27 protein-coding genes and 1 other RNA gene are annotated in these 26,288 nt (G+C 71.0%); 6 read left to right on the top strand and 22 right to left on the bottom strand.

The features are described from left to right. The first annotated feature begins 82 nt into the window (after nucleotides 1-82). Entirely contained in the window at nucleotides 83-499 is a 417-nt protein-coding gene (locus tag ACFWGN_RS18190; protein ID WP_377618837.1) for a DUF3054 domain-containing protein, read from the top strand. 315 nt (nucleotides 500-814) lie between these two features. On the opposite strand, the gene rdgB is transcribed toward ACFWGN_RS18190, so the two are convergent. The 7 genes from rdgB to clpS all read right to left on the bottom strand — a co-directional run bounded on the left by rdgB (nucleotide 815) and on the right by clpS (nucleotide 5,338). Continuing rightward, nucleotides 815-1,480 carry an RdgB/HAM1 family non-canonical purine NTP pyrophosphatase gene (gene rdgB, locus ACFWGN_RS18185; RefSeq protein WP_377618931.1) on the bottom strand — a complete coding sequence of 222 codons (666 nt, stop codon included), beginning with the start codon at nucleotides 1,478-1,480 and terminating at the stop codon, nucleotides 815-817. A 14-nt stretch (nucleotides 1,481-1,494) separates the two neighbouring features. Continuing rightward, nucleotides 1,495-2,253 carry a ribonuclease PH gene (gene rph, locus ACFWGN_RS18180; RefSeq protein ID WP_056650494.1) on the bottom strand — a complete coding sequence of 253 codons (759 nt, stop codon included), beginning with the start codon at nucleotides 2,251-2,253 and terminating at the stop codon, nucleotides 1,495-1,497. Nucleotides 2,254-2,272: 19 nt separating this feature from the next. After that, the gene (locus ACFWGN_RS18175) at nucleotides 2,273-3,151 is read right to left on the bottom strand and encodes an MBL fold metallo-hydrolase (RefSeq protein ID WP_377618835.1); all 879 of its coding nucleotides are present in this window, start codon (nucleotides 3,149-3,151) and stop codon (nucleotides 2,273-2,275) included. Next, nucleotides 3,151-3,954: a glutamate racemase gene (murI, locus tag ACFWGN_RS18170; RefSeq protein ID WP_056650490.1), complete on the bottom strand. Its 804-nt coding sequence runs from the start codon at nucleotides 3,952-3,954 to the stop codon at nucleotides 3,151-3,153. The genes ACFWGN_RS18175 and murI overlap by 1 nt, the downstream gene beginning before the upstream one ends. 170 nt (nucleotides 3,955-4,124) lie before the next feature. Beyond that, a complete protein-coding gene (locus ACFWGN_RS18165) occupies nucleotides 4,125-4,280 on the bottom strand; it encodes a hypothetical protein (RefSeq protein ID WP_191803591.1) in 156 nt (51 codons plus the stop codon). Between the two features lie 135 nt (nucleotides 4,281-4,415). Next, on the bottom strand, nucleotides 4,416-5,105 hold the full coding sequence (locus ACFWGN_RS18160; RefSeq protein WP_377618833.1) for a DUF2017 family protein: 690 nt from the start codon (nucleotides 5,103-5,105) through the stop codon (nucleotides 4,416-4,418). Next, the gene (gene clpS / locus ACFWGN_RS18155) at nucleotides 5,075-5,338 is read right to left on the bottom strand and encodes an ATP-dependent Clp protease adapter ClpS (RefSeq protein ID WP_056651395.1); all 264 of its coding nucleotides are present in this window, start codon (nucleotides 5,336-5,338) and stop codon (nucleotides 5,075-5,077) included. The genes ACFWGN_RS18160 and clpS overlap by 31 nt, the downstream gene beginning before the upstream one ends. Before the next feature lie 200 nt (nucleotides 5,339-5,538). Between clpS and ACFWGN_RS18150 the strand changes: the two genes are divergently transcribed. Further along, on the top strand, nucleotides 5,539-6,930 hold the full coding sequence (locus tag ACFWGN_RS18150; protein WP_191803595.1) for a nicotinate phosphoribosyltransferase: 1,392 nt from the start codon (nucleotides 5,539-5,541) through the stop codon (nucleotides 6,928-6,930). A gap of 204 nt (nucleotides 6,931-7,134) precedes the next feature. Here ACFWGN_RS18150 and ACFWGN_RS18145 read toward each other — a convergent pair whose 3' ends face one another. From ACFWGN_RS18145 to ACFWGN_RS18105, 9 genes are all read right to left on the bottom strand, one after another. Beyond that, on the bottom strand, nucleotides 7,135-8,919 hold the full coding sequence (locus tag ACFWGN_RS18145) for a DEAD/DEAH box helicase (protein WP_377618929.1): 1,785 nt from the start codon (nucleotides 8,917-8,919) through the stop codon (nucleotides 7,135-7,137). Between the two features lie 62 nt (nucleotides 8,920-8,981). After that, nucleotides 8,982-9,332, bottom strand: coding sequence for a DUF3039 domain-containing protein (locus ACFWGN_RS18140; protein ID WP_068625120.1), 351 nt, complete (start codon nucleotides 9,330-9,332; stop codon nucleotides 8,982-8,984). A gap of 114 nt (nucleotides 9,333-9,446) precedes the next feature. Then, entirely contained in the window at nucleotides 9,447-10,229 is a 783-nt protein-coding gene (gene nagB, locus ACFWGN_RS18135) for a glucosamine-6-phosphate deaminase (protein ID WP_377618831.1), read from the bottom strand. Beyond that, nucleotides 10,229-11,209: an ROK family protein gene (locus tag ACFWGN_RS18130; protein WP_377618829.1), complete on the bottom strand. Its 981-nt coding sequence runs from the start codon at nucleotides 11,207-11,209 to the stop codon at nucleotides 10,229-10,231. Before ACFWGN_RS18130 ends, nagB begins: the two co-directional genes overlap by 1 nt. A gap of 1 nt (nucleotide 11,210) precedes the next feature. Beyond that, a complete protein-coding gene (locus tag ACFWGN_RS18125) occupies nucleotides 11,211-12,140 on the bottom strand; it encodes a carbohydrate ABC transporter permease (RefSeq protein WP_377618827.1) in 930 nt (309 codons plus the stop codon). Further along, nucleotides 12,137-13,090 (bottom strand): carbohydrate ABC transporter permease, encoded by a 954-nt coding sequence (locus ACFWGN_RS18120; RefSeq protein WP_377618825.1) that lies wholly within the window; start codon nucleotides 13,088-13,090, stop codon nucleotides 12,137-12,139. Before ACFWGN_RS18120 ends, ACFWGN_RS18125 begins: the two co-directional genes overlap by 4 nt. 156 nt (nucleotides 13,091-13,246) lie before the next feature. After that, nucleotides 13,247-14,536 carry an extracellular solute-binding protein gene (locus ACFWGN_RS18115; RefSeq protein WP_377618823.1) on the bottom strand — a complete coding sequence of 430 codons (1,290 nt, stop codon included), beginning with the start codon at nucleotides 14,534-14,536 and terminating at the stop codon, nucleotides 13,247-13,249. Between the two features lie 130 nt (nucleotides 14,537-14,666). Further along, nucleotides 14,667-15,827, bottom strand: a complete 1,161-nt coding sequence (locus ACFWGN_RS18110; protein ID WP_056650467.1) for an ROK family transcriptional regulator — start codon at nucleotides 15,825-15,827, stop codon at nucleotides 14,667-14,669. Between the two features lie 164 nt (nucleotides 15,828-15,991). Beyond that, entirely contained in the window at nucleotides 15,992-16,957 is a 966-nt protein-coding gene (locus tag ACFWGN_RS18105) for a PfkB family carbohydrate kinase (protein WP_377618822.1), read from the bottom strand. A gap of 42 nt (nucleotides 16,958-16,999) precedes the next feature. On the opposite strand from ACFWGN_RS18105, the gene ACFWGN_RS18100 reads away from it, so the two are divergent. The 4 genes from ACFWGN_RS18100 (at nucleotide 17,000) to ACFWGN_RS18085 (ending at nucleotide 20,357) form a co-directional block, all read left to right on the top strand. Beyond that, nucleotides 17,000-18,046 (top strand): LLM class flavin-dependent oxidoreductase, encoded by a 1,047-nt coding sequence (locus ACFWGN_RS18100; protein WP_377618820.1) that lies wholly within the window; start codon nucleotides 17,000-17,002, stop codon nucleotides 18,044-18,046. 238 nt (nucleotides 18,047-18,284) lie between these two features. Further along, nucleotides 18,285-19,244, top strand: a complete 960-nt coding sequence (locus ACFWGN_RS18095; protein ID WP_377618818.1) for a DUF4349 domain-containing protein — start codon at nucleotides 18,285-18,287, stop codon at nucleotides 19,242-19,244. Then, on the top strand, nucleotides 19,237-19,599 hold the full coding sequence (locus ACFWGN_RS18090) for a hypothetical protein (RefSeq protein WP_377618816.1): 363 nt from the start codon (nucleotides 19,237-19,239) through the stop codon (nucleotides 19,597-19,599). The genes ACFWGN_RS18095 and ACFWGN_RS18090 overlap by 8 nt, the downstream gene beginning before the upstream one ends. 98 nt (nucleotides 19,600-19,697) lie before the next feature. Beyond that, entirely contained in the window at nucleotides 19,698-20,357 is a 660-nt protein-coding gene (locus ACFWGN_RS18085; protein ID WP_377618815.1) for a DUF4440 domain-containing protein, read from the top strand. A 118-nt stretch (nucleotides 20,358-20,475) separates the two neighbouring features. Here ACFWGN_RS18085 and ssrA read toward each other — a convergent pair. The 6 genes from ssrA to ftsX form a co-directional block, all read right to left on the bottom strand. Then, nucleotides 20,476-20,844, bottom strand: a transfer-messenger RNA (tmRNA) gene (ssrA, locus tag ACFWGN_RS18080). Between the two features lie 127 nt (nucleotides 20,845-20,971). After that, entirely contained in the window at nucleotides 20,972-21,385 is a 414-nt protein-coding gene (locus tag ACFWGN_RS18075; RefSeq protein WP_191803615.1) for a hypothetical protein, read from the bottom strand. A gap of 115 nt (nucleotides 21,386-21,500) precedes the next feature. Beyond that, a complete protein-coding gene (locus ACFWGN_RS18070) occupies nucleotides 21,501-23,414 on the bottom strand; it encodes a DUF2207 domain-containing protein (RefSeq protein WP_377618813.1) in 1,914 nt (637 codons plus the stop codon). A 5-nt stretch (nucleotides 23,415-23,419) separates the two neighbouring features. Next, nucleotides 23,420-23,890: an SsrA-binding protein SmpB gene (gene smpB, locus ACFWGN_RS18065; protein ID WP_056650441.1), complete on the bottom strand. Its 471-nt coding sequence runs from the start codon at nucleotides 23,888-23,890 to the stop codon at nucleotides 23,420-23,422. A gap of 118 nt (nucleotides 23,891-24,008) precedes the next feature. Next, nucleotides 24,009-25,373 (bottom strand): peptidoglycan DD-metalloendopeptidase family protein, encoded by a 1,365-nt coding sequence (locus ACFWGN_RS18060; protein WP_377618811.1) that lies wholly within the window; start codon nucleotides 25,371-25,373, stop codon nucleotides 24,009-24,011. 1 nt (nucleotide 25,374) lies between these two features. Next, complete coding sequence (ftsX, locus tag ACFWGN_RS18055; RefSeq protein ID WP_377618809.1) at nucleotides 25,375-26,286, bottom strand: permease-like cell division protein FtsX; 912 nt, start codon at nucleotides 26,284-26,286, stop codon at nucleotides 25,375-25,377. Nucleotides 26,287-26,288 lie beyond the last annotated feature (2 nt).

Genomic DNA, 26,288 nt, shown 5'->3' with positions numbered 1-26,288 from the left:
CCACGTCCCGGCCCGTGGACGTGGCCCGCGCAACACCTGGCGGCGGACCGTGGCGCGGGCGCGCTCCGGTAGCGTCGTGGCCATGACCTCGACGCCTGCCACCGCCCCGAGCCCGCCCCGCCCGACCGTCCGGACGGGTGTCGTCGCCCTGGCCGTCGTGCTCGACGTCGTCGCGGTCCTCGCGTTCGCGGCAGGCGGCCGGGCGACGCACTCGGCGGACAGCCCGCTGACCGCGGTCCTGTCGATCGCCTGGCCCTTCCTCGTGGGCCTCGCGGCGGGCTGGGTCCTGCTGCGCGCGTGGCGGTGGCCGCTCGCGGCCTGGCCGACCGGGGTCGTGCTGTGGGTCACGACGTGGGTCGTGGGGATGACGCTGCGCTGGGCCACGGGCGAGGGGCTCGCGAGCGCGTTCCTCGTGGTCTCCGCGGCGTTCCTGCTCGCGACGCTCGTGGGCTGGCGACTCGTCGCTCTCCTCGTGCTCACGGTCCGCGGGCGCCGGTAGGGCAGTCCGTCGGTCTGGAGTGCCCGGCGGCGCGGGGGCAGGTAGCCCGTCTCGTGACCGGGCACCGGCACCGGGTCACCGCTCGATGCCCTGCCCCCCTGGCGCCCAGGACGAGGTCGAGATCGTTCTGACGAGTTTCGTGGCCACGACGTCGTGGTCGAGCGCACGGAACGTCGTCCTCGACGTGCGGCTCGGACGTCCGAGCGAGCGCGACCCGGGTGGGGTCACGCTCGCTCGGACGTTCTCGGCCGACACGTCTGGTGGCCTGGCACCGGGCCCCCGCCTGCGATCAGGCGGGCCACGGCCGGACACCGCTCAGGCGAGCTGCTGGACCTGGACCTCGTCGACCGTCGTCCCGGTGAGCACCGCGACGACCTGGGGCGCGAGAGCGCGGAACGCCTTGCCCCGGTGGCTGATCGCGTTCTTCTCCGCGGCCGACAGCTCGGCGGCAGAGCGGGTCTCGCCGTCGGGCAGGAGGATCGGGTCGTACCCGAACCCGCCCTCGCCGCGCGGGGCGGTCAGGAGCGTGCCGCGCATCTCGCCCGTGCGCACCCACTCGCCCCCGTCGGGCGTCACGAGCGCGGCTGCGCACACGAAGCCCGCTGCCCGGTGCCCGGCGGGAACGTCGCCCAGCTGGGCGAGGAGAAGGTCGAGGTTCGCCTGGTCGTCGCCGTGGCGACCGGACCAGCGCGCCGAGAAGATCCCCGGCGCACCGCCCAGGACGTCGACCGCGAGCCCCGAGTCGTCGGCCACGGCGGGCAGGCCGGTCGCCGCAGCGAGAGCGCGCGCCTTGATGAGCGCGTTCTCCGCGAACGTCACGCCGTCCTCGACGGGCTCGGGCGCACCGACCTCACGCGCCGAGACCACGGCCTCGGGCGGCAGGTCGAGGCCCGGCTGGGCCGCGAGGATGGCCCGCAGCTCGGCGAGCTTGCCCACGTTGTGGGTCGCGAGCACGAGCAATGCGCCGGCCGGGACGCTCACGCCGGACGCAGCGCTCACCGCGACGCCTCGTCGAGCGCGAGCTGCTGGATGATCGCGAGCTCGGACGTCCCGTGGAGCGCGAGGTCCAGCAGGACGTCGAGCTCGGTGCGGTTGAACGGCGCGTGCTCGGCCGTGCCCTGCACCTCGACGAAGTCGCCCGAGCCCGTGACCACCACGTTCATGTCGGTGTCCGCGCGCACGTCCTCGACGTAGGGCAGGTCCAGCATGGGCGTGCCGTCGATGATGCCGACGCTCACGGCCGACACCGAGTCCGTGAGGACCTTCTTGCCGCCCTTGATCGCGCCGTGCTTCTTGCCCCAGGTCACGGCGTCGGCGAGCGCGACGTACGCGCCCGTGATCGCCGCGGTGCGCGTGCCGCCGTCGGCCTGCAGGACGTCGCAGTCGAGCACGATCGTGTTCTCGCCGAGCGCCGAGACGTCGATCACGGCGCGCAGCGAACGGCCGATGAGGCGCGAGATCTCGTGCGTGCGCCCGCCGATGCGGCCCTTGACCGACTCACGGTCGCTGCGGGTGCTGGTCGCGCGCGGGAGCATCGAGTACTCGGCCGTGACCCAGCCCTGGCCCGAGCCCTTGCGCCAGCGCGGCACGCCCTCGGTGAACGAGGCCGCGCACAGCACGCGCGTGCGGCCGAACTCGACGAGCACGCTGCCCTCCGCGGCGTCGAGCCAGTTCCGGGTGATCGTGACGGGGCGGAGCTCGTCGGGCGCGCGGCCGTCCGCGCGGACGGTCTGGGAGGTGGAGGCTGAAGTCATGGAGCCAGCCTATCCGGGCTCAGAGCGTGAAGACCCGGCCCGTCGCGGCCAGGTCCACCGGACCGTCGTAGACCGCGGTGGCCTCGTCGCGGGCGGCCTGCTTGTCGTTCCACGCGGGCAGGTGCGTGAGGACCAGGCGCTTCGCGCCCGCCGCCGTGGCGACCTCGCCCGCCCGCCTGCCCGTGAGGTGGATGCCGCGGTCGACCGCGTCGTCCCGCCCCTCGTGGAAGGCGGCCTCCGCCAGGAGCAGGTCCGCGTCCCGGGCCAGCTCGACCACGCCGTCGCAGAAGTCCGTGTCCCCCGTGTACGCGAGCGTGACCCGTTCCCCCGGGACCAGGCTCGAGGGCCCGGTCACCCGCACGCCGTAGGCCTCGACCGGGTGGTAGACGCGGAACGGCTCGATCTCGAGCGGACCGACCGTGACCACCTGCCCGGGGACCCACGCCCGGAAGTCGAACTGGGACCCGAGCGACTCCCCCGCCTCCAGACCGTAGGTCGCCCCGATCCTCTCGGCCGTGTTCGAGGGGCCCCAGACCGGCAGGGTGGCCGCGGCGTCCTGCGCGACGGACCCGTCGGTCGCCGCCTGCGCCACCACGACCGTCTCCGCGGCCGTACCCGCCGCCGCGGCGAGCCGGTCCGGGTGGTACTTGAGGTACACGTACAGACCGCACACGTCGACGAAGTGGTCGGGGTGCAGGTGGGACAGGCCGATCGCGTCGAGCCGGCGCGGGTCGAGGATGCCCTGGAGCGCGCCGAGCGCACCGTTGCCCATGTCGAGCAGGAGGTTCCACTCCCGCCCGTCCGGTGAGTCGGTGCCGGGCACCTGGACCAGGTACGAGGACGCGGGAGAGTCGGGGCCGGCGAACGAGCCGGAGCAGCCGACGACGACCAGCCGCATCAGACGGCCTCCACCAGCGAGACCTCGGGCCCGAGGAAGCGACGCGCGAGCTGGTCGAACGGCTCGGCGCTGCCCGTCGCACGGAAGCGGTGGCGCGGGGCGCCCGCCTCGCGCGAACGCTCCAGGCCGTGCGCGACGAGCGTGCGGTAGACGTCCTTGGCGGTCTCCTCGGCGCTCGAGACGAGCGTGACCTCGTCGCCCATGACGTACGAGATGGCGCCCGCGAGCAGCGGGTAGTGCGTGCAGCCCAGCACCAGGGTGTCGACCCCGGCAGCGCGGACCGGGGCGAGGTACTCGTGCGCGATCTCCAGGACCTCGGGGCCCGAGGTCACCCCGGCCTCGACGAGACGGACGAACTCCGGGCACGCCTGGGACGTGAGCCGCAGGCCCGGGGCCACGGCGAACGCGTCGTCGTAGGCGCGCGACTCGATGGTCCCCCGCGTCCCGATCACGCCGATGTTCCCCGTACGGGTCGCGGCGACCGCGCGGCGTGCCGCCGGCAGGATGACCTCGATGACGGGCATCCCGTAGCGCGCGGTGTAGCGCTCGCGGGCGTCGCGCAGCACCGCGGACGACGCCGTGTTGCACGCGATGACGAGCATCTTGACGCCCTCGTCGACCAGCTGGTCCATGATCGAGAGCGCCATGGCGCGCACCGCGGCGAGCGGCTTGGGCCCGTACGGGCTGTTCGCGGTGTCCCCGATGTACAGCAGCGACTCGTTCGGCAGCTGGTCGAGGATCGAGCGGGCGACGGTGAGTCCCCCGACTCCCGAGTCGAAGATGCCGATGGGTGCGTCGTTCACGGGGTCGAGCCTAGTGCCGCCCACGCCGGTTCGGTGGTCCCGGCGCCCCGGCGCCCTCTGTGTCACCGAACACAGGCGACCACGAGGCACGACGAAGGGCGCCGCACGTGCGTGCGACGCCCTCCGGTCCTGGTCCCGGGCCCGCCTGTCAGGACGGCGGCCCGGGATGCCTAGACCTTCGCCTTGCCCCGTCCGACCAGCCCCACGACGAGGCTGACGACGAGCACGATGATGCCGAGCCAGATCAGGAACTTCGCTGCTTCGACGGCCACACCGAACACGAGCAGCACGACTCCGACGAGCAGGATGATGAGCCACGTAGGCATGTTGTCCCTCTTTCTCTCGGCCGGGACGCGGACGTCCCGGTTCAACAAGGACAATCCTGGCACCACTTCACCCTCTGCGCATCTTGACAGAAATGTGGCGAGTGACTTACAAGCGTGCTACATGGCGCGTACGGCTCAGCGGGGCGAGCGGCGGACCTCGGCCAGCATCAGGTCCACGAGCGACTCCTGGAGCCAGCCGGACATGAGGAACACGCTCGCGAGGAACCGCCGGGCGGCGTCAGGAACGCCCTCGTCCTCCTCGACGTCGGCGGCCTCGCGCGCGAGGACCTCGTCGTGCAGGTCCTCCACCTGGTCGTCGGTGCGCAGGTCGAGGCGCTCCGCCAGGACGACCCGGACGTCGGTGAGGGCCCCCGCGACGCGACGTGCGTCGTCGGGCCGGACGACCAGGGGCGTGAGCACCTCCGCGTCCTGCGGGTCTCCCGCGAGCAGGAGGTCCGCGAGCAGCAGCAGCCGCTGCGACTTCTCGGCGGCCAGGTCGCCCTGGGTGAACCGCCGGAACTCGGCCGAGACCCCCGCGTCCTCGGGCGCCGCGTCAGGGAGCAGACGGCGGACCGCGGGATCCGTGGGCGCGCGCACCTCCTCGGGGGGCGCGGTGAGCGGCGCGACGCCCTCGATGGTCGCCGCCTCCGACGGCGCCGCGGCCTCCTCGCTCCCGGGGCCCGCCTGCTCCTGCAACAGCTCGACGACGTCACCCACGACGTGCGCGAGGACGAGCCGCTCGGCGGCGCTCAGCTCCGCGACGTAGCCGCGGCGTGCCCGACGGAACGGGCGCACTACTCCCCGCTCCGCTGCATCGTGGCCCACAGCCCGAACTCGTGCATCGCCTGCACGTCCACCTCGACCTTCTCCCGCCCGCCGGACGAGACCACCGCCCGACCCTCGTGGTGCACCTGGAGCATGAGCGTCTTGGCCTTCTGCTGGCTGTAACCGAAGTAGCTCTCGAACACGTAGCTGACGTAGCTCATGAGATTCACCGGGTCGTTCCACACGAGGGTCACCCAGGTGTCGGCGAGGGAGAGCCCCTCCCGCGTGTCGATCTCCTCGTCGAGGCGAGGCCCCGCTGTCGCCGTTCCAGTCACGACCCCACTCTATGCGGTGCCCCACCTCGCACCGCGCGCCGTCCATGCGCAGGTGGGAGGGCTGAACGCGGGGTGCACGGCGACGCTGTGGACCGGGCGCGCGTCCGTGGGAGCAGGCGCGCACGCCCCTCGGGCCGCTTCTGCCCTAGGTTGGGCACATGAGTCCCGCAGACCGCCCGGGCACCGGCGCCCCGGCCGCTCACCATGCCCCGTTCGCACCCTCCGCCCAGTCCTCGCTGCTGACCGACCGCTACGAGCTCACCATGCTCCAGGCCGCGCTCGCCGACGGCACCGCCGAGCGGCACTGCCTCTTCGAGGTCTTCACGCGACGCCTGCCCGCGGGCCGCCGCTACGGCGTGCTCGCCGGGACCGGCCGCGTCCTCGAGTCGCTCGCGACGTTCCGGTTCACCGACCTCGAGCTCGACTGGCTCCGCCAGGCGGACGTGGTCGACGACCGCACCCTCGACTACCTCGCCGGCTACCGGTTCACGGGCTCGATCACGGGGTACGCGGAGGGCGACGTGTTCTTCCCGCAGTCCCCCGTCATGGTCGTCGAGGGCACGTTCGCCGAGGCCGTGCTGCTCGAGACGCTCGTGCTCTCGATCCTCAACTACGACTCCGCGGTCGCCTCGGCCGCCTCGCGCATGACGAGCGCCGCCGTCGAACGCCCGTGCCTCGAGATGGGCTCGCGTCGCGCGAACGAGCACGCCGCCGTCGCGGCGGCCCGCGCCGCGGCCGTCGCGGGGTTCGCGGGCACGTCCAACCTCGAGGCCGGGCGCCGGTACGGGATCGAGACGATCGGCACCGCCGCGCACGCGTTCACGCTCCTGCACGACGACGAGCCCTCGGCCTTCGCGGCCCAGGTCGCCTCCCTGGGGACGGGCACCACCCTCCTCGTCGACACCTACGACGTCCGCCAGGGCGTCAAGAACGCGATCGCGGCGGCCGGGACCGGGCTCGGGGCCGTACGACTCGACTCCGGTGACCTCGGCATCCAGGCGGTCGAGGTCCGCAAGCAGCTCGACGGCCTGGGCGCCCGGGACACCCGGATCACCGTGACCTCCGACCTCGACGAGTACGCGATCGCGGCGCTCGCGGCGGCGCCCGTCGACGCCTACGGCGTGGGCACCTCGCTCGTGACGGGCTCGGGCGCCCCGACCTGCGGCATGGTCTACAAGCTCGTGTCGCGCGCCGACGCCGACGGGATCCTGCAGCCCGTCGCCAAGGCGTCGACCGCCAAGACCAGCACGGGCGGGCGCAAGTCCGCCGCCCGCCAGTTCGGCGACGACGGGCGAGCCGTCGCCGAGGTCCTCGTCACCGGACCCGACGAGGCCGTGACCGCTTGGGAACCTGCCGACGACGAGGACCTGCGTCCCCTGCACGTCCCGCTCGTCGTGGACGGCGCCGTCGACTCCCGCTGGATCGGCGCGTACGGGGTGCACAACGCGGCGAGACGCCATGCCGAGGCACGAGCCGAGCTCCCCCGCGGCGCCCGGCGACTGTCCGCGGGCGACCCTGCGCTGCCGACCGTCGTCCGCCGGCTCGACTGAGCGCGCGTCAGGTCCTGACGGCGGCGGCGCTCCGGGCTTGCCGGTGTGCCCCGGCTCCCGGTCGCTCCCGACGGGTGAACGGGCTCTCTCGGCGGGCCGGACGGTCAACCACGACCTGACGTCTCGATGCCGGAGGGCCCGCACGCTCGCCGAGCATGCGGGCCCTCTGCGGTCACGGAGCACGTGCTCCCGCGACGACGGTCGCTACTTCTTGCCCACGAACCAGCCGCGGAGCACCGCCACGCGCGCGTCGAGCTGGGCGACCGTCGCGAGCGGGACCTCCGGCCCCCCGCACCGCCGACGCAGCTCGGTGTGGACCGTGCCGTGCGGCTGCCCGCTCCGGCGCGCCCAGGCGCCGACGAGCTGGGACAGCTCCTTGCGCAGCTCGGCGGCGCGCCGGTGCTCGAGCTCGCTGCGCTCGGCCTCCGAGCTCTTGGCCTTCTTGGAGCGAGCCGTCATCTGGTCGGCCTGGCGCTGACGCAGCAGGCTCGTGACCTGGTCCGCGTCCAGCAGGCCGGGCAGCCCCAGGAAGTCCTGCTCCTCGTCCGACCCGACGTCGGCCTCGGTCCCGAACTCTCCGCCGTCGAACAGCACGCGGTCGAACGAGGCCTGCGCCTCGAGGGCCTGGAACGAGCCCTGCATGCCGTCCGCGAGGTCGTCGGACGCCTTGTCCTCCCGGTTCGCCGCCGCCATGAGCGCGTCCTCGGGGTTGTACATGTCCCCCTGCTCCTCGGCCGTGAGCGGGCGGTCGAGCGCGTGGTCCCGCTCGAGCTCGAGGCCGTTGGCGAGCGCCAGGAGGTGCGGAACGCTGGGGAGGAAGACCGACGCCGTCTCGCCGCGGCGTCGGGCGCGCACGAACCGCCCTACCGCCTGCGCGAAGAACAACGGCGTCGCGGTCGAGGTCGCGTACACGCCCACCGCGAGCCGTGGCACGTCGACACCCTCGGAGACCATGCGGACCGCCACCATCCACCGGGCGTCACCGTCGGAGAACTCGTCGATCCGCCCGCTCGCACCCTCGTCGTCGGACAGCACGACCGTGGGCGACTTCCCCGTGATGCGCGCCAGGTGCCCGGCGTAGGCGCGGGCGTCGGTCTGGTCGGTCGCGATGACCAGGCCGCCCGCGTCGGGGATCGCCCGACGGACCTCGGTCAGGCGCTTGTCCGCCGCGGCCAGGACCGAGGGGATCCACTCCCCGTCCGGGTCCAGCGCGGTCCGCCACGCCTGGCCCGTCATGTCCTTGGTCAGCGCCTCGCCCAGACGGGCGCTGACCTCGTCGCCCGACTTGGTCCGCCACCGCATCTGCCCTGAGTAGGACAGGAAGATCACGGGCCGCACCACGTGGTCGCGCAGCGCGTCGCCGTAGCCGTAGGTGTAGTCGGCCGACGAACGCCGGATCCCGTCCGGCCCCCGCTCGTACGTGACGAACGGGATCGCCGCGGTGTCCGAGCGGAAGGGCGTGCCGGTCAGCGCCAGGCGCCTGGTGGCCGGCTCGAACGCGTCCCGGACCGCCTCTCCCCACGACAGCGCGTCGCCGCCGTGATGGACCTCGTCCAGGATGACGAGGGTCCGCTCGGCCTCGGTGCGCGCCGTGTGGAGCGCCGGCTTGGCGGCCACCTGGGCGTACGTCAGGGCGACCCCGTCGTAGCCCGCGCCGTGGCGGCCCTGGCTGTTGCGGAAGTTCGGGTCGATGCGGATCCCGACACGCGCGGCCGCGTCGGCCCACTGGTGCTTGAGGTGCTCGGTGGGCGCGACGACCGTCACGCGCCGGACGACCCCCTGCTCGAGGAGCTCGGTCGCGACGCGCAGCGCGAACGTCGTCTTGCCGGCGCCAGGGGTCGCGACCGCGAGGAAGTCACGCGGCGCACGTGCGCGGTAGAGCTCGAGCGCCTCGGCCTGCCATGCGCGCAGCTTGGACGCCGTGCCCCACGGGGCGCGCCGAGGGAACGCGGGCGACAGGTGGGAGGCAGCGGCCGACGAGGCCCCCAGCGGGGCTGAGGGGGGAAGGTTCGAGGACGGGCGAGCGGACGAGTTCGAGAGAGGCTGTCCACTCACTTGCCGGAATCACCCTCGCCGTCCTGCGGGGCGCGAAGGCCGTCGTAGATCTCCTTGCACGTGGGGCAGACCGGGAACTTCTTGGGGTCTCGACCCGGGACCCAGACCTTGCCGCACAGGGCGATCACGGGCTTGCCGGACAACGCCGACTGCATGATCTTCTCCTTGCGCACGTAGTGCGCAAAACGCTCGTGATCCCCCGGCTCGACCTCGGCCGTGGTCTCCGTGCGCTCGAGGACGCTCGTCGACGTCCCGCCGTTCGGGTCGCTGTCCGGAACGAGCGGTTCCGGTCCGGCCGGGCTGCCTGCGGCGGGCCCGCTGGTGGGGATGGTCAAGGGTTCGATCATGGTCTCGAGTCTACGTCGGGGAAGAAGAGACCCGCCGACCCAGGTCAGGGGCGTGACCAGGGTCGGCGGGTTGTCGTGCGGCCTCCCAGGAGGGGAGGCTTCGGAGGGCTGGGGTCAGAGACCCTGCCACTCCGGCTTCGAGAGGAACGTCTGGCGGTAGTAGTCACCGAGCTGCAGGCGCGAGGCCGCGGCATCGTCCACGAGGACGGTCGCGTGCGGGTGCATCTGCATGATCGTCGCGGGCCACATCGCCGACACGGGGCCCTCGACGAGCTGGTGCACGGCCTCCGCCTTGCCCTTGCCCGAGGCGAGGAGCACGAGGTGCTTGGCAGACATGATGGTCGCCAGCCCCTGCGTGAGGCAGTGCTGAGGCACCTGGGCGAGGTCGTCGCCGAAGAAGCGGGCGTTGTCCTCACGGGTCTGTGCGGTCAGCGTCTTGATGCGCGTCCGCGAGGCGAGCGACGAGCCGGGCTCGTTGAACGCGATGTGCCCGTCGGTGCCGATCCCGAGGATCTGCAGGTCGACGCCACCGGCGTCGACGATCTTGTGCTCGTAGTCGGCGCACGCGGCGACCAGGTCCTCGGCGTTGCCGTCGGGCCCCTGCACCGCACCGGGGGCGAAGTCGACGCGCGAGGCGATCTCCTTCTCGATGACGTTGCGATAGCGCTCCGGGTGGTCCTCCGCGATGCCGACGTACTCGTCGAGCATGAAGGCCCTGGCCTGCGCGAACGAGAGACCTTCCTCGGTGTGGCGCCGGACCAGCTCGTCGTAGACCTTCAGCGGGCTCGAGCCGGTGGCCAGGCCGACGACCGCGGTCGGGGTCGCGCGGACCAGCTTGTCGATCGCTTCTGCGGCGAGCACCGCGAGCTGATCGGCGGGGGCAATGACAACTTCCATCAGGACACCTTCCTACGGCCGGCGATGGCTGCTCCCACCGCGGCAACGGGCACATCACTCGGAGCCAGAGAGACACGCTTCTCGAGCTCCAGGGAGGACAAGAACGGCGACGTGCTCGACTGCGCGACGAGCGCGCTGCGCACCACGTCGAGGAGAGGGCGGCCGAGACCGGTGACCCCTCCCCCGAGGACGACGTGCCGGACGTCGACCGTCAGCTCGAGGATGCGGATCGCGCTCGCCACCGCTGCGGCGAACTCGTCCCTGATCCTCAGCGCTTCCGAGTCTCCGGCCGCTGCCGCCTCGAAGAGCTCCGCGGGGGCCGGGCGACCGAACCTCGAGGGCCACCGCGCACTGAGCGCGGTCCCCGAAGCATAGGTCTCGACGCAGCCCCGCTGACCGCACGCGCACAGGGGACCCTCTGGATTGATCGGGATGTGTCCGATCTCACCAGCAGCCCCGCTCACGCCTCGTCGGAGCTCACCCCCCAGGACGATGCCTGCCGCGAGCCCCGTCCCCAGCGCGAGGAACGCCAGGTCCTGACCTTCGGGGCCCATGGCGTGCGAGGCACCCAGCGCCGCGACGTTCAGGTCGTTGTCCACGTCCACCGGGATCCCGCCGAAGAGCGCCGAGAGCTCGCGGGCCAGCCCGAACGGCTCGCCCTCGATCCCGAGGTTCACCGCGTGCATCACCGATCCGCTCTGCGGGTCGACCAGCCCGGGCACGCCCAGGCCGAGGCCCGCGAGCGCGGCGGGCGCGAGGCCCGCCGCGTCCGTCAAGGACCTGACGGCCTGGGCCGCGCTCGAGACCACGCCCTGCGGGCCGCGGACGGTCGGCAGCTTGACCGACCCCTCGATCGCTCCGTCCGGTCCGAGCAGCACGCCCAGGACCTTGGTCCCGCCGACATCCAGCCCGACCGAATGGCCGCCCGGCAGTGCGGCTGCCTCGCCGAGCGACGAGGCAGCCGTGCTCACCTCGCTCACGTCAGCCCTTCACCGCACCTGAGACGAGACCGCCGGTCATCCGCCCCTGGACGATGAGGAAGAAGATGACGACCGGGATCGCGATCAGCACCGAGCCAGCCATCAGGCCGCCCCAGTTGGTGGCCTGCGTGGCCTGCTGGAACGTGCGCAGCCAGAGCGGCAACGTCATGGACTCCGGACGGGTCATGATGATCAGCGCCATCACGAACTCGTTCCAGGCCTGGATGAACGCGAAGACGCCGGTCGCCACGAGGCCCGGTGCCAGCAGCGGGAACGTGATCCGCCAGAAGGCCTTGGCGCGCGAGCAGCCGTCGATCATGGCTGCCTCCTCGAGCTCGGCCGGGACCCCGGCGACGAACCCGCGCAGCGTCCAGATCGTGAAGGGCAGGACGCCCGACAGGTAGACGATGCCCAGGCCGATGATCGAGTTGAGGAGCTGCCACCCGTCGATGATCCGGAAGATCGAGATCATCATGGCCTCGCCCGGGATCATCTGGACCGCGAGGATCGCGATGATGAACGCCTTGCGGCCCTTGAAGTTGAACCGGGTCACGGCGAGCGACGCCAGGAACGCCAGGACCATGGACACGATCAGGACGAAGAACGTGACCATGACCGAGTTGCCCAGGGCGGGCAGGAACGGCGCGCGCTCCTGGTTGAAGATCGCGTCCTCGTAGTTCTTCAAGGTGAACGAGGAGCCGGGGAAGAACGTCAGGTCCGTGCTGCGGATCATGTTCGTCGGCAGGAAGGACGAGTTGATCATCCAGTAGACCGGGAACGCCGAGGCCGCGAAGACGATCACGGCGATCACGCTGTAGACGACGTTCGAGACCTTCTTGCGCTGTCCCTCACGGGTCTTGCGCGGGCCGCTCCCCGAGGACCGAGGTGCCGTCGTGGCGGTCCCCGCGACGGTCGGGTTGAGGGTGCTCACAGCTCTTCCTCCTTGACGGTCTGGCGCACGTAGTAGTACGAGATCCCCATCATGATGAACACCAGGATGACGGCGATGGCGCTCGCGGCGCCGTAGTGCCCCTGGGCCATGCCCATCTGGTAGATGTACACGCCGATGGTGTTGGTCTTCTCGGCGATGCCACCGATGCCCTGGAGCACGAAGATCTGGGTGAAGACGCGCAGGTCCCAGATGATCGACAGGATGATGAGGACGACGATGATGCTGCGCACGTAGGGGACCATGATCAGTCGGAAGCGCTGGGCCGGCGTCGCACCGTCGAGCGAAGCGGCCTCGAGGACCTCACCGGGAACCTGGGTCAGGCCGGCGTACATCGTGAACGCCACGAACGGCACGCTCTGCCAGACGATGATCAAGGCAGCCACGATGTAGAACATCAGGGGGTTGATGAGCCACGAGTGGCCCATCCAGTTGTCCCCCGTGATCTTCGTCAGCACGTTGTTGACCACGCCGTACTGGGTGTCGAAGATCCAGCCCCACACGATCACCGCGGCGAGGGCGGGCATGGCCCAGGCCAGCAGCAGGCCGATCGAGACGAGCAGACGGAAGAACTTGTTGAGGCGCATCATCAGCAGGGCGAGCAGGATGCCGATCGCCATGGTGAGGAACACGCAGACCACCATGAAGGCGAAGCTGCGGGCGAGGACCGTCCAGAAGACCGGGTCGGTGAGCGTGTCGGTGTAGTTCTGGAAGCCCACCCATTCGGCGGGGACTCCCATGAGCTGGGCGCGCTCGTACTTCTGGAACGACATGATGAAGAGGTTGACCAACGGGTACCCGACCATGATGGCCAGGACCAGGAGGCTAGGGGCCAGCAAGAGCCAGGGCAGCTTGGATGACCGCTTCTTCGGGGGCTTGAGAGTGTCCTTCAGCTCGACCGCTGGGGACGACTCGAGGGTGGATGAGCTCATTTTCTCACTCCGTCGAGGGCTTGCACGGTTCGAGCAGGACCGTGCGGAGGCAGGTGGTGCGAGGGTGTCCAGTCATGCCGAGGGGTGGGAGCTCCGCGGAACTCCCACCCCTGCGGCACCAGGTCGGTGATCCTCCTCACGGAGGATCACCTGGGATCAGCTGTTGAGCGTCGACTCGATCTGCTCGTCGAGCTTCGTGGCGATCGCCTGGACGTCCCCACCCTGAGCGAGCTGGACGAACGCGTCCTGGAGGTACTTCTTGGCCTCGACGTCGGCCCACTTCGGGGAAGCCGGGGTCAGCTTGGCAGCGGCCGCGGCAGCGGCACCCGCCTGCGTGATCTCGTCGTCCGGCAGGAACTTGGCCTGCGAGACCTTGGCCGGGATCAGGCCGTTGGTGGCCATGATCTCCTGGTAGCCGTCGCTCACCATGATCTCGAGAGCGCTGAGCGCGAGCTCCTGGTTCTTGGACTTCGACGCGATGGCGATGTTCGAGCCACCGGCCATGACCTGGGCGGCCTTGCCGGCCTCCTTGCCCGGGAGGGCGAAGGCGTGCAGGTCGGAGCCGTAGGTCGTGGCGCAGCCAGGCGCGTCGGCCGTCTCCTCAGCCTTGATGGACCACTGAACCCACGTCGGTGCGGAGAGGAAGCCGATGTTGCCCTCGCAGAAGGGGATCTGCTGGTCGGTCTCCTGGCCGTCCTTGGGAGCCTTCGAGGCCGTCAGCATGACGTCCTGGATCTGCTCGAGGCCCTTGATGCCGCCCTCGGAGGAGAAGCCGGCCTCCCACTTGTCGCCCTTCTTCTCGGCGATGAAGCCACCGTTCTCCCAGATGTAGGGGAGGCCGTTGTACCAGTCCTGGCCGGGCCAGTAGATGCCCGAGCGCGTGTCGGTCGTGAGGGCCTTGCCCTGCGCGACGTAGTCGTCGAGGGTCTCGGGGGCGACGAACCCGTCGCCGACGATCTGCTGCGAGTAGAAGACTGCACGCGCACCGGAGTAGTACGGGGCCGCGTAGAACTTCTCGTCGTACGTGCCGGCCTCGACGAAGCCGGGGAGCAGGTCGTCGCCGCCGAGCGCCTCGTACTTGTCCGTCAGGTCGGTGAAGAAGCCGGCCGAGGTGAAGGCGGCGGCCTGCGTGTTACCGACCTCGACGACGTCGGGGCTGTCGGAGCTGGCGAGCGAGGTCGTGAGCTTGTCGACCAGACCGGTCCAGGACTGCTCCTCGATCGTGAGGGTAGAACCGGGGTTCTCCTTCTCGAAGGTCGTCTTGAGGTACTCGCGAGCGTCCGCGGGCGTGTCGGTGCCGACGAGCCAGACGCGGATGTCGCCCGTCTTGGCAGCGTCGCCCGAGGCGCCGTCGGAGCCGGAGTCGCCGGAGCCACACGCGGTGAGCGCGAGCGCCAGGGTGATCGTCGAAGCCACCGTGGTGGCGACGAGGCGGTTCCTCTTCACTGGGGTACTTCCTCTCGGTAATTCGAAGTGGCGGCGTCGATGACACCACCTGAGGTGATACGGGAGGTACTGCGGTACTGCTACTGGGATTACTGCAGGACCGGGTCAGCCCGACGGCCGTGAGTCGAGCTCACGAGACGCCCAGCTGGCCGGACAGGATGAGGACGGCTGCCCCCGCGAGGACGACGTCCTCGTCGAGCGAAGCCATCCGGAGCTCGAGACCGGCGTTGATCGCCGGCATGGTCCGAGCGTTGATGGTGTCGATCGCCGCATCACGGAGAGGACCGTCGAGCAGGTCCGCGGGACCGCTGATGAGGATCTCGCCGAGGTTGAGCGCTGAGACAACAGGAGCGAGGGCGATGCCCAGGAGCCTGCCGACCGACGCCAGGACGGCATCGGAAGCTTCTTTGTCGAGCCCTTCGACCGCACGGCGGAGAGCCGGCACGGACAGGATGGTCTCGAGGCAGCCCGTGCGTCCACAGGCGCAGGGCAGTCCGTCGTCGACGACGGTGACGTGCCCGAGCTCACCGGCTGCGTCGACCGCGCCGCGCACCCTGGACCCGTCGAGCATGATGCCGGCCCCGACGCCCTCGCCGACCGTGAGGACCATGAGTCCCGTGCCGTCCGCGCCACCGAAGGTGAACTCGCCGAGCGCGGCGATGTTCGCGTCGTTCGCGACGTGGACGGGAAGTGCGAGGCTCTCCGCGAGCTGCTCGGCGAGGGGCACGTCGTACCAGCGGCGGTTCGGGGCCTCGATGACACGGCCCGCGGTGTCGACGACACCGGGCGAACCGATGCCCACGCCGAGGACCGGTCGCGTCGCGACCGCGATGAGCCCGCGGCAGAAGCGCGTGAGGAGGTCGACCAGCTCGGTGCCGGCACGGCCCTCGATCGCGAGGCTCTGGCGGACCACGAAGTCGCCTGTGAGCGACATGACCGCGCCGCGCATGAGCGCGTCGTCCGTCAGGTCGACCGAGACGATCTGGTAGGCGCTCGTCCGCATCCCGATGAGGATCGCGGGCTTGCCCACACGCTGGCCGGGACGGATGCCCAGCTCCTCGACCAGGCCCTCGGCGATGAGCACCGAGACCAGGTCGGAGATGGTCACCCTCGTCAGCGAGGTGGCGCGGGCGAGGTCTGCGCGCGAGGTGGGGCCCTCGTGGAACAGGTGCTGGAGGACCAACGACCGGTTGTGCGCACGAGCGTGCTCGGGGAGCACCTTGGAGGTGGGTCGGAGGCCTGTGCTCAGCCCCCTCCGTGCTGCTGCACTTCTCGTGACTGCCGTTGTCATGTTTGTTAGTAGACCTCCTTTACTAAGCGCATGTCAACCCGTTCAGCGCGTCGTGTCCAAACCGTTGTACTTCGTTCACACTCCCGCGATATGCCGCGCCAGCGGGTGGCCGACCCGCGGCACGGAGCCGCTTGCAGCCTCCTCCGCGAACCGCGCGACCCAGGTCAGCGGCGTCGCGTCCCGCTCGCGCCGACCCAGCCCCTGGCGCCCGGAAAGGTCACGGAACGCGAGGCGACCGCGGCTGCGTGCTCGAGTGCGCTCGTCCACGCCTCCCCGAGGGCGATCCTGGCGGCGAACGCGCCGTGCAGCACGTCGCCCGCCCCCAGGGTGTCGGCGACCGCGTGGACGGCCGGGACCGGGACGGTCGACCTGGTCCCCGCGTCGAGCAGCTCGAGCGACCTCGCCCCGCGCGAACGCGCGACGAAGGACGGACCGAACGCAGCGACCGCGTCGAGCACCCGCTCGGCCGGCTCGCCCGGGACGCGGAAGTCCTCCGAGAGCACGACGGCGTCGCACAGCGGGAGGAGGTCCGCGGTCCCGTCCTTCCACGACCCGCCGTCGAGCACGACGACGTACCCGCCCTCGCGCGCTCGGCGTGCCACGGCCGAGGCGAGCGCCGGGTGGTGCCCGTCGAGGAGCAGCACGTCCCGCCCCTGGTGCAGGACCTCCCCCGCGTCGCGCCCCTTCGGCCGGAGTCCGAACGTGCGGTCGAGCAGCGACCCGTCGGGCAGCGCCACGGGCCGGTTCGCCGCGTTCGTGCTCACCACGGCCCGCTCGCCGGTCCCCGCCGTCACGAGCACCGTGGACACGGCCGGGCCATCTGCTCCGTCCGGTCGGGCAGCAGGCTCCGAGCGGTCCTCGCTCGCGGGCTCGACCAGCTCGACCCCCGCAGCGGCGACCTCCGCCCGCACGACGTCCGCGAGCACACCGGAGCCCACCGCCGTCACCAGTCGGGTCCGGACGCCGAGCGCTGCGGCCGTCGCTGCCGCGTTGGCTGCGGGACCTCCGAAGGTCGCGCTCTGCGAGACCGCCACGACCTTCTCGTTCGGCCCGGGGAGCGCACGGACCACCTGGGTCAGGTCGAGGGTCACGAGTCCGCAGCAGATCAGCACAGCCTCATCCTTGCTCATCTCTCCGGGGAATAAGGATCCGCTCCATGCGTTTGCATACACATGCGACTTGGCTTCTACACCTTCGGCGACAACGCCCCCGACCCGACCACCGGCGAGCAGATGCCGGTCTCCCAGCGTCTGCGCGACGTCCTGGAGCGGATCCGCCTCGCCGACGAGGTCGGCCTCGACTACGCCGGCATCGGCGAGCACCACCGCCCGGACTACGCCATCTCCTCCCCGGCGACCATGATCGCCGCTGCTCTCGCGCAGACCGAGAACATCACGGTCGGGAGCGCCGTGACCGTCCTCTCGACCGAGGACCCCGTGCGCGTCTACCAGCAGTTCGCGACCATGGACCAGATCTCGGGCGGACGCGTCGAGCTCCTGGCCGGGCGTGGCTCGTTCATCGAGTCCTATCCGCTCTTCGGCGCCGATCTCGACGACTACGACGCCCTCTACGACGAGAAGATCGTCCTCCTGCGGCTGATCGACGAGGGCAACCCCGTCACCTGGTCGGGCCGCTTCCGCCCTGCGCTCGACGAGGCCGTGATCCTCCCCCGGCCGTTCGACAAGCCCGGTCGTGGCGAGCACCTCGACATCGCGATCGCCACGGGCGGCAACCCGCAGTCCTCCGTGCGCGCGGGCGTGCTCGGCCTCCCGGTCAACTACGCGATCATCGGTGGCAAGCCCGCGCAGTTCGCTCCCCTCGTCGACCTCTACCGGCGGGCCGCCGCGCAGTCGGGTCACGACGCCGCCGCGCTCGAGGTCTCGGTGTCGACCATGGGCTTCCTCGCCGACGACGGCAAGCAGGCCAGGGACTTCTTCTACCCGTACTACCTGCAGAACATGAAGAAGATCTCCGCCGAGCGCGGCTTCCCCATGCCCAACCGGATCTCGTACGAGGCCACGGCTTCTCGCGGCGGCGCCTACTTCATCGGGTCGCCCGAGGAGGTCGCCGACCGCATCGTCGAGCTGCACGGAGCCCTCGGGCACGACCGCCAGATCTTCCAGATGGACCTCTCCGGAGTTCCCCAGAAGGAGTCGCTGCGGGCGATCGAGCTCCTGGGGACCGAGGTGGCTCCCCGCGTCCGGGCCGCGCTCGGCTAGGTCTGGCTCCGTCGTCGGCGGCGGCGGCCCGCCGAGACCGGACGACGCCGACCGCACCGGGTCACCGGGCCAACGGGTGGAAGCGTTCCCCCAGGTCCGGGACGTCCGTGGACGTCCCGGACCTGGCGCCCGCCGGCGAACGAGGTCCGATGACGGTGCGGTGACGGCCAGTTCACAACACGGTCACGATCTGCCCGAACCGCCACCCTCCGGACGAACCCGCGCCTAGGGTCGTCGCATGCGCACCTCCTCTCGCACGTCGGGCGTCCTCGGGACCGCTCTCCTGGCCGTCCTGCTGCTCGCCGGCTGCACCGGATCGGGAGGCGACGAGTCCCTCTCGGACTCCGCGGGCGCCAACAGCGCGGCCGACGTCGCACCCGAGGCGGCCGGCATCCGGCTCGACGGCGCCGTCGAAGGTGACCTCCGCGAGGTCATCACCACCGGCAGCCTGACCCTGGTCGCCGGCGACCCCCGGACGGCCGTGCAGGCGATCGCCGAGCTCGTCGAGTCGTCAGGCGGCCGCGTCGAGAGCCGGTCCGAGCACTCGGCACAGGACGGCTCCGACGCATCCGGGCAGATCACGGTCCGTGTACCCGCGGCTCAGGTCACGGCCACCGTCGACGCGCTGGACGGCGTGGGTGAGGTCCAGGACGTCTCCCTCGACGCCGAGGACGTCACGGCGACGGCCATCGACCTCGACGCACGGGTCCAGGCCCTCGGGACGTCCGTGGCGCGCCTCGAGGCCCTCATGGGCCAGGCGGCGACCACGGCCGACCTCCTGGCCGCGGAGAAGGAGCTCACCGCGCGCCAGGCCGAGCTCGAGAGCCTCCAGTCGCAGCGCGCCTCGCTCACCGACCGGGTGGACATGTCGACCCTCCACGTCCAGGTCGTCGCCGAGGCCCCCACCGCGACGATCCGGCCCGCCGGGTTCCTGGGAGGTCTGGACCGCGGCTGGAGCGCACTCCTGACGACGATCGACGGGCTCGTGGTCGTCCTCGGGGTCCTGCTCCCCTGGATCGCCGTCGCGGCCCTCGTCGCCCTCGTGGTGAGGATCGTCGTCCGACGTACGCGCCGCCGTCGGGCAGGGGGCAGCCCGACCGACACCGGGCGCGCGCCGCTCACCGGTCCTGACACCGGGCCCGGCGGCTCCCCCCACGAGACCCAGCCGCTCGTCGAGGCCGGCGACCGCCGTGGATGACGCGGGAGGCGACCGCCTCGAGACGTACCGCCGCCGGATCGGCCGCCTGCACGGCGCCGACGGACCGGTCGGTCACCTCGTCACCCGTGTCTGCACGCACTGGGAGACCGTGGGCCCCCACTCGTTCCCGACGTACGTCAACCCCGAGGAACGCCTCCAGTGGAGGGTCCACTTCGACGACCCGGCTCGCCCCGACACATTCAGCGACGACCAGGACCGGTGCGTCGACCTCCTGCGCGGGCACGAGACCGACGCCTGGGAGGCGGGCGTCCTCGAGCTCGACACGCAGATCCTGCGCATCGAGTGGCTCGACGGTCCGGATGCCGACGCGGCCTGGGCGAGCAACGGGTGGTAGTCCGTCCCTTGTTCGAGCGCAGTGCCCCGAGCCGGTCGCGGACGTAGCCTGACGGGGACGGCACGAGCAAGGCGAACGTTCCCCGAAGGGTGACGACCATGCATCGGCGACGAGGACGGCCGGACCCGCAGGTCTCCATCGACCTGACCCCGGCGCTGGACGACGACCAGGACGACACTCTCCTCACGGTCTCCACCGCGCCAGGCACGTCGGCCCCACGACGCCGGCCACCGCCTGGCCCCTCCCACCCACGCCGGCAGATCGCGCTCGCCGCACTGGGCGGGCTCCTCGTGGGCGGCGCAACCGTCGCCGCGGTCCAGCTCGTGGCATCCCAGCAACGCGAGATCTCCGGGTCCACGACCGTCGCCGAGCTGCGAGGGGTCGAGATGGAGCGCCTCACGGACCTCGTCGCAGCAGACCGTGACGCCGCACCGTTCGCCGCACACCTCGGCGAGGACTTCCTCCTGGTCGACGTCACCGGGGACGAGACCCCCAGACCCCAGTACCTCGACGATCTCGCGTCGGGGGAACTGGACTTCCGGCAGTTCGAACCGACCAGCGAGATCCTCGTGCGGCTCCACGGACGCACCGCGGTGGTGGAGCACGAGTCGGACGTCGACATCGCGGTCGCGGGGGTCGGCGTGTTCCGGCATCCGGTCCGGACGACCGTCGTGTACGAGCGTCACGAGGACGGATGGTCGGCGGTCCACGAGAGCACCTCGGCACTCGGCGACCTCCCCCGGCCCACCCAGGAGTAGCGGCACGGGCACGAGCCTTCCGGACCGTGCGGGGAGATCCTGGGTACGACGAAGGGCCGCCCGGTGGGCGGCCCTTCGCAGTGACAACTGGGGTGATGCGCCGCCCTGACGGGCGACGTGGTGGAGGTGCGGGGAATCGAACCCCGGTCCGGTGACGCAAATCCAGGTCTTCTCCGGGCGCAGTCTGCTGTTGATTTTCTCGGCCCCAGCACTCACACAGACAAGGTGCTGACGGGCTCAGTCATCTAAGAGTCCCTACGCCGCCGGTGACGAGCGTCGTAAGCAGTGGCTCTCTAGCTGACGCCAGGAACCGGGGCGAGAGCAACCCCGGGCTGACGGACTTCGAAGACTCGCTCAGGCGGCGAGTGCGAAGTCGGTGCGCTTGGAATCGGCACCTATTGGTTTGCAGACGTCGTTTACGAGATAAGTCTGCATCCTCGGCCCGCTTCTCCTCGAAGCACGACCACCGTCGAAACCGATCACCCCCTGTGCAGTTGTCAATCACCGACCCGCTCCGTCCCGTCCGTCCGCCGAGGCGTCCGCCCGGTCCGTCACCGGGTCAGCAGTACCAGCCTACGGGATCAACACCACCGTGGGCGAACCTATTTCCGCGGCTACTTCTTCCGGCTCAGCGCATCGACCAGCAGCCCGCCGGCGATACCCAGCAGGAAGACGTCCTTCGCGAGCCCGATCCCCTGCGGCGTGGGACGGATCCCGTCCGCCTCGGTCATCCCCGGCGTCTTGAGATACATCGCGACGAGGCCCGCGGAGAAGGCTCCGAGGCCGAGCGCGACCACGCCCGTCGGGACGAAGGGCACGAGCAAGGCCGTGCCCAGCGAGATCTCGGTCGTGGACAGCGTGCGGGTGAACTGCACAGGGTCCTGGTCCGCGAGGAACGGGAACGTCCCCGCGGCCATGCCGTGGATCCCCTGCGCGGTCTCCTCGTCGGCCTTCCGCTTGGTGAGCCCGGAGTTGAGGATGAACGCGCCCGCGGCGACGCGCGGGATGTACTGACGGAGCTTGACCATGGGGCCTCCTCGGCAGGGTGACGGCGACTACCCTGAGACGCTACGTCGTCGGGCAGGAGGATGCATCCTCGCCCGGCGTGTCTCCGCACGGCCCCGACCGCGTCGCGACGAACCGTCACCAGCCACCGACGCCTCCGCCGCCACCGCCACCGCCGCCCGAGAAGCCGCCCCCGCTCGAGAACCCCGAGCCGCCCGAGGAGCTGGGCGTCGCGGCCGAGATCGACGTCGTGGCCGCGTCCGAGAACGCGTCGAGCGACGAACCGAACGACGAGTACCCGACCCAGAACATCCCCGGTCCGTACCCGGGGCCGACGTACCAGGCGGGCTCGGCCAGGGACTGCCCCTGCGCGGCGAGCCGTGAGAAGATCCCTGCCCACCGGTCTGCGACGCCGAACACGATCGCGTAGGGCAGGTACCGCGAGAACACGTCCTCGCCCTCCTCGAAGCGCAGCTGCCCGGCCTCGGCCGTCTCGAGGTAGCGCCGGAAGCCGAGCGTCTGCGCGAGCATCGCAGTCCCCTCGGCCGTCCTCGCAGGGGCCCTGGACGCCAGCACGAACGCCAGGACGCCGAGCACCGGCAGGGGCGCGGCGACCAGCGCCCAGGTCGGGCCGAAGATCGCACCGAGCGCGATCGCCACCACCGCACCGACCACGACGAGTGCGCCACCTGCGACGTACCAGTGGTCGCGCACCGTCTTGGGGTTGGCGCGGAACCAACCGCGCCGCGTGACCTCCTCGTAGAGCTCGGACTGCACGAGGGCCATCGAGGCGGCGAACGTCGTCCGGAGGTCCGAGAGCGTCACGCTCTCCCGCCCCGCGAAGATCTCGTCCAGGAGCGTGCGCTCGAAGCCGAGCAGGTCCTCGTCCGGTCCCGCCAGCCGGTCCAGCCGCCAGTCGCCGCCCTTGCCCCGCTTGTTCGGTGGCTCGACCTCGACGATCCGCAGGTGACCGCGGACCGCGAGGTCGACGATCGTCGCCGTCACGTCGTGGGGGTCCGCACGCTCGTCGACCAGCGTCCCGATCTCCCCTGGTCTGCTCGCGGCAGGCGGCGCGAACCGGACCGCGACGGGCAGGCGACGGTCGCGGGGGCCGACCAGCGCCTCGCCGGTCCCGTCGGCCGCGCCGGAGGACACGGGCTGCACCCCCGGGGTCAGGCCCAGGTACTGCTCGTCCCGTCCGCGCTGCCTGACGCGGTGCGCCATGAACCACACGCCACCACCGAGGAGCAGCGCGCTCAGCCCGCCCGACACCGGGGTCACCTCGAAGGGGCGTTCGCCCGTGGCCTCGGCACGGTCGACCACGACGGGCTCGGCGCCCTCGAACGTACCCGCCGGGTACTCGACGAGCACCGTGAAGAAGGTTCCGGCCGGCACGTCGGCCTGGGTGAAGCTCGCGACGGTCCCGGCCGCCGAGTGGGTCGTGCACGGGTCGGTGGCGCCCGCGGCCCCGGCGAAGCAGCTCGTGCGCGACACGTCCCCGGGACCGTCGAGGGTCACGCTCGCGTTCTCGATGTCGATCTCGGACGTGTCCGGCAGGACGTTCCAGTAGATCTCGTCCTGGCCGTCGGCGCCGGTACCCGGGTTCACCAGACCACGGAGCGTGTACGTGATCGTGTACTGCTCGAGCCCGTCGTACGTCTCGTCGGCGGACCCGACACGCACCAGGAGGTCTCCTCCGCCCTGGTCCGCGACCTCGACGTCGGCTGCGGCGCCCGAGGAGTTCGACGCCCGGACGTCCGAGACCTCGTAGCGCCGCAGGTGGTCAGGGTCCCCGTCGATCTCGAACAGGGTCGGGATCTCGAGCGTGGGCCCATGGCCCTCGTCACCGCGGAAGTCGTAGTCCATGTCGATCGACACGCCCATGGTCCCGTCCCGCTCGACCTGGGCTGCGACGTCGTACCGCGTCACGACGCGGTCCGAGACGTCCGCGGTGGCGACCGGGGCGAGGAGCAGGCCGCCCAGTGCGGTCGCGGCGACCGCGAGGCTCACGCCCCGTGCGCGCGGGCCGACGACGGCACTCCTCGCGCGCACTCGTGTCACCGGTTCTGCCGGTGGCGCATGGCGCGCTGTGCCTCACGGTTGTCCTGCTGCTCTCGCAGCGCCTGACGCTTGTCGTACTCCCGCTTGCCCTGGGCGAGCGCGATCTCGACCTTGGCCCGGCCGTCGAGGAAGTAGAGGGCGAGCGGGACGATCGTGTACCCCTTCTCGCGCAGCTTGGCCTCGAGGCGCAGGATCTCGTCCTTGTGCAGCAGGAGCTTGCGCTTGCGCCGCGGGGCGTGGTTGTTCCACGTGCCCTGCGAGTACTCCTGGATGTGGACGTTCTCGAGCCACGCCTCGCCGCCGTCGACCGCGACGTAGCCGTCGAGCAACGACGCCCGGCCCTGCCTCAGCGCCTTGACCTCGGTGCCGCTCAGCACCAGCCCGGCCTCGAGCACGTCCAGGATGAGGTAGTCATGGCGGGCCTTGCGGTTGCTGGCGATGATCTTGCGGCCAGTCTCCTTCGCCATGGGTACGTCGTCCGATCTGCTCGAGCTCTGGTGAGGGGTCCAGGAAGGACCCGACCGCGCCGTGCGGCGCGACGTCCCAGGCTACGCGAAACCTGCCCCCGACCTGTAGGTGAATACCTCAGAGCATGGTCTGGGGGTCCACCGTGCTGCCGTTGACGTACACCTCGAAGTGCAGGTGGCAGACCCGGCTCGTCCCCGTCGTGCCCGAGTACCCGATGAGGGTCCCCTGCGCGACGCTCTGTCCGGGCGAGACCGCGAAACGGGACAGGTGGTTGTAGCTCGTCATGAGGTTGGCCCCACCGACCGTGCCGTGGTTGATCATCACCTGGTTGCCGAGGCCACCGTAGCTGCGGGCGAACAGGACCGTTCCCCCGGCCGCCGCATAGATCGGGGTACCGCAGTAGGCGCGCAGGTCCGTCCCGGCGTGCAGACGGTAGATCCCGGGCAGGAAGGGGTGGTGCCGCATCCCGTACTTCGACGTGATGTGAGGAACCGCGGTCGGGTACGCGAGGAACTTGCCGGTCGACGCGCCACCTCCACCGCCTCCTCCCCCTCCGCCGCCGGAGGTACCGCCACCACCACCGCCGCCACCGCCTGTCGCGGGCGGGGGCTGCTTGGCCGCTTCCTCGGCGGCCTTGCGGTCGCGCTCGGTCTGCGCGGCGATGATGCCCTTGAGCTCGGTCGTGAGGTCGGCCTGTGCCTTCTCGTTGGCCGCGATCTGCGCGAGGGCCGCCTCCTTGCGCGACTCGATCGTGGCCTTCTTGGCCTCCTGCTCGACGATCAGGCCCTCGATCTCGGCCTTCCGGTCGGCTGCCGCCTTGCGGGCGGCGTCGGCCGCGACGACGTTCTGGTCGGCCTGCACCTTGAGGTCCGCGATGGTCTCGCGGATCGCCGTCAGGCGGGCCTCACGGTTGCGCGCGATCGACTCGGCCTCCTGCAGGTCCGTCAGGGTGCGGGCCTGCGTCCGCGCGGCGGTCGAGGACATCGCGTACTGCTCGATGAAGTCGTCGGTGCTCTGCGCCCCCGTGACGATCCCGAGCCCGCTCACCTCGCCCTGCCCCCGGTACGCCTGCCGGGCCATCTCGGCGATGCTGGACTTCGCGGTGCTCACCTTGCCCGCGGACTCCTGGATCTCCTCGCTGATGGCCGCTTCCTCCACCTGCGCGTCCTGGAGCCTGACCGCGAGCTGAGCGGCCTCGCGCTGCGTGCGCTCGAGCTCGGCCTCGGCCTGGTCGAGCTCGGCCTGCGCCACGGGCAGGCGCGCCTCGATGGTCTGCAGGTCGAGGATCGCCTGCGCGAGCTCGGCGTCGGTGCCCTCGAGCTGCGACTCGAGCCCCTCACGGTCCTGCTGCGCCTGGGACTGGCGACGCTCGGCCGCCGCACGCTGGTCGTCCAGGTCGTCGGCGGTCGCGACGACCGCCGTCCCGAGGAGAAGGATCAGCGCGGTTCCCGCGGCAGCGAGACGTCGGGTCAGCTGGGACATGTCACACCCTCGTGTAGCGGCTGAGCGTGACGACCGAGGAGATGGCCGCCAGGACGAATGCGATCAGGATCAGGAGCGGCGCGATGCGCAGCACGTCCGTCTCGGAGATGTACGCGATCCAGCTCACGGAGCTCTGCAACCAGTCGGTGACCAGGTACTTGACCCCCAGCCAGAGCCCGCCGACCGCGAGGAGCGCACCCGTCACCGCGGCGATCGCCCCCTCCAGGATGAACGGCAGCTGGATGAAGAGCTTGGACGCCCCGACGAGCTTCATGATCTCGGTCTCGCGCTGCCGGCTCATGGCCGACAGGCGGATCGTCGTCGTGATCAGGAGCACCGCAGCAAGCATCATCACGACCGCAAGCCCGCCCGACATGAGCGAGGCGCGGTTGAGCGCGAGGAAGAGCGAGTCGAAGATGCGGCGCTGGTCCTCGACGTCCTCGACCCCCGGCCTCCCCGTGACGACGTCGTTGACGACCTCGTAGTTCTCCGGGTTGGTGAGCTTGAGCCGGAACGAGGCCTGCATGTCGTCGACCGTGAGCTGGGTGCCGTTGAACCCGTCGGGGAACCGCTCCTGGAAGGCGGCGAAGGCCTCCTCCTTGGTCTCGAAGAACACGGTCTCGACCTCGTCGCCGAGCTCGCCCGCGAACACACCCTCGAGCGCCTCGATCTGCTCGGGCGACGCCTCGCCCCCGGCGCACGTCGGGTTGGGCGAGTCGATCGGGCACAGGAAGACGGAGACCTCGACCCGGTCGTACCAGTCGTCCTTGAGCTTGTCGATCTGCATCTGGAGCAGCGCCGACGCACCCACGAAGGTCAACGACACGAAGGTCACGAGGACGACCGAGATCGTCATCGCCAGGTTGCGACGCAGGCCGGACCCGATCTCGGCGAGGATGAACTGAGCGCGCACCG

This window comes from Oerskovia sp. NPDC060338 (assembly GCF_042726295.1).
Lineage (GTDB): Bacteria > Actinomycetota > Actinomycetes > Actinomycetales > Cellulomonadaceae > Oerskovia > Oerskovia merdavium.
This window is presented reverse-complemented; position numbering and strand designations above follow the sequence as displayed.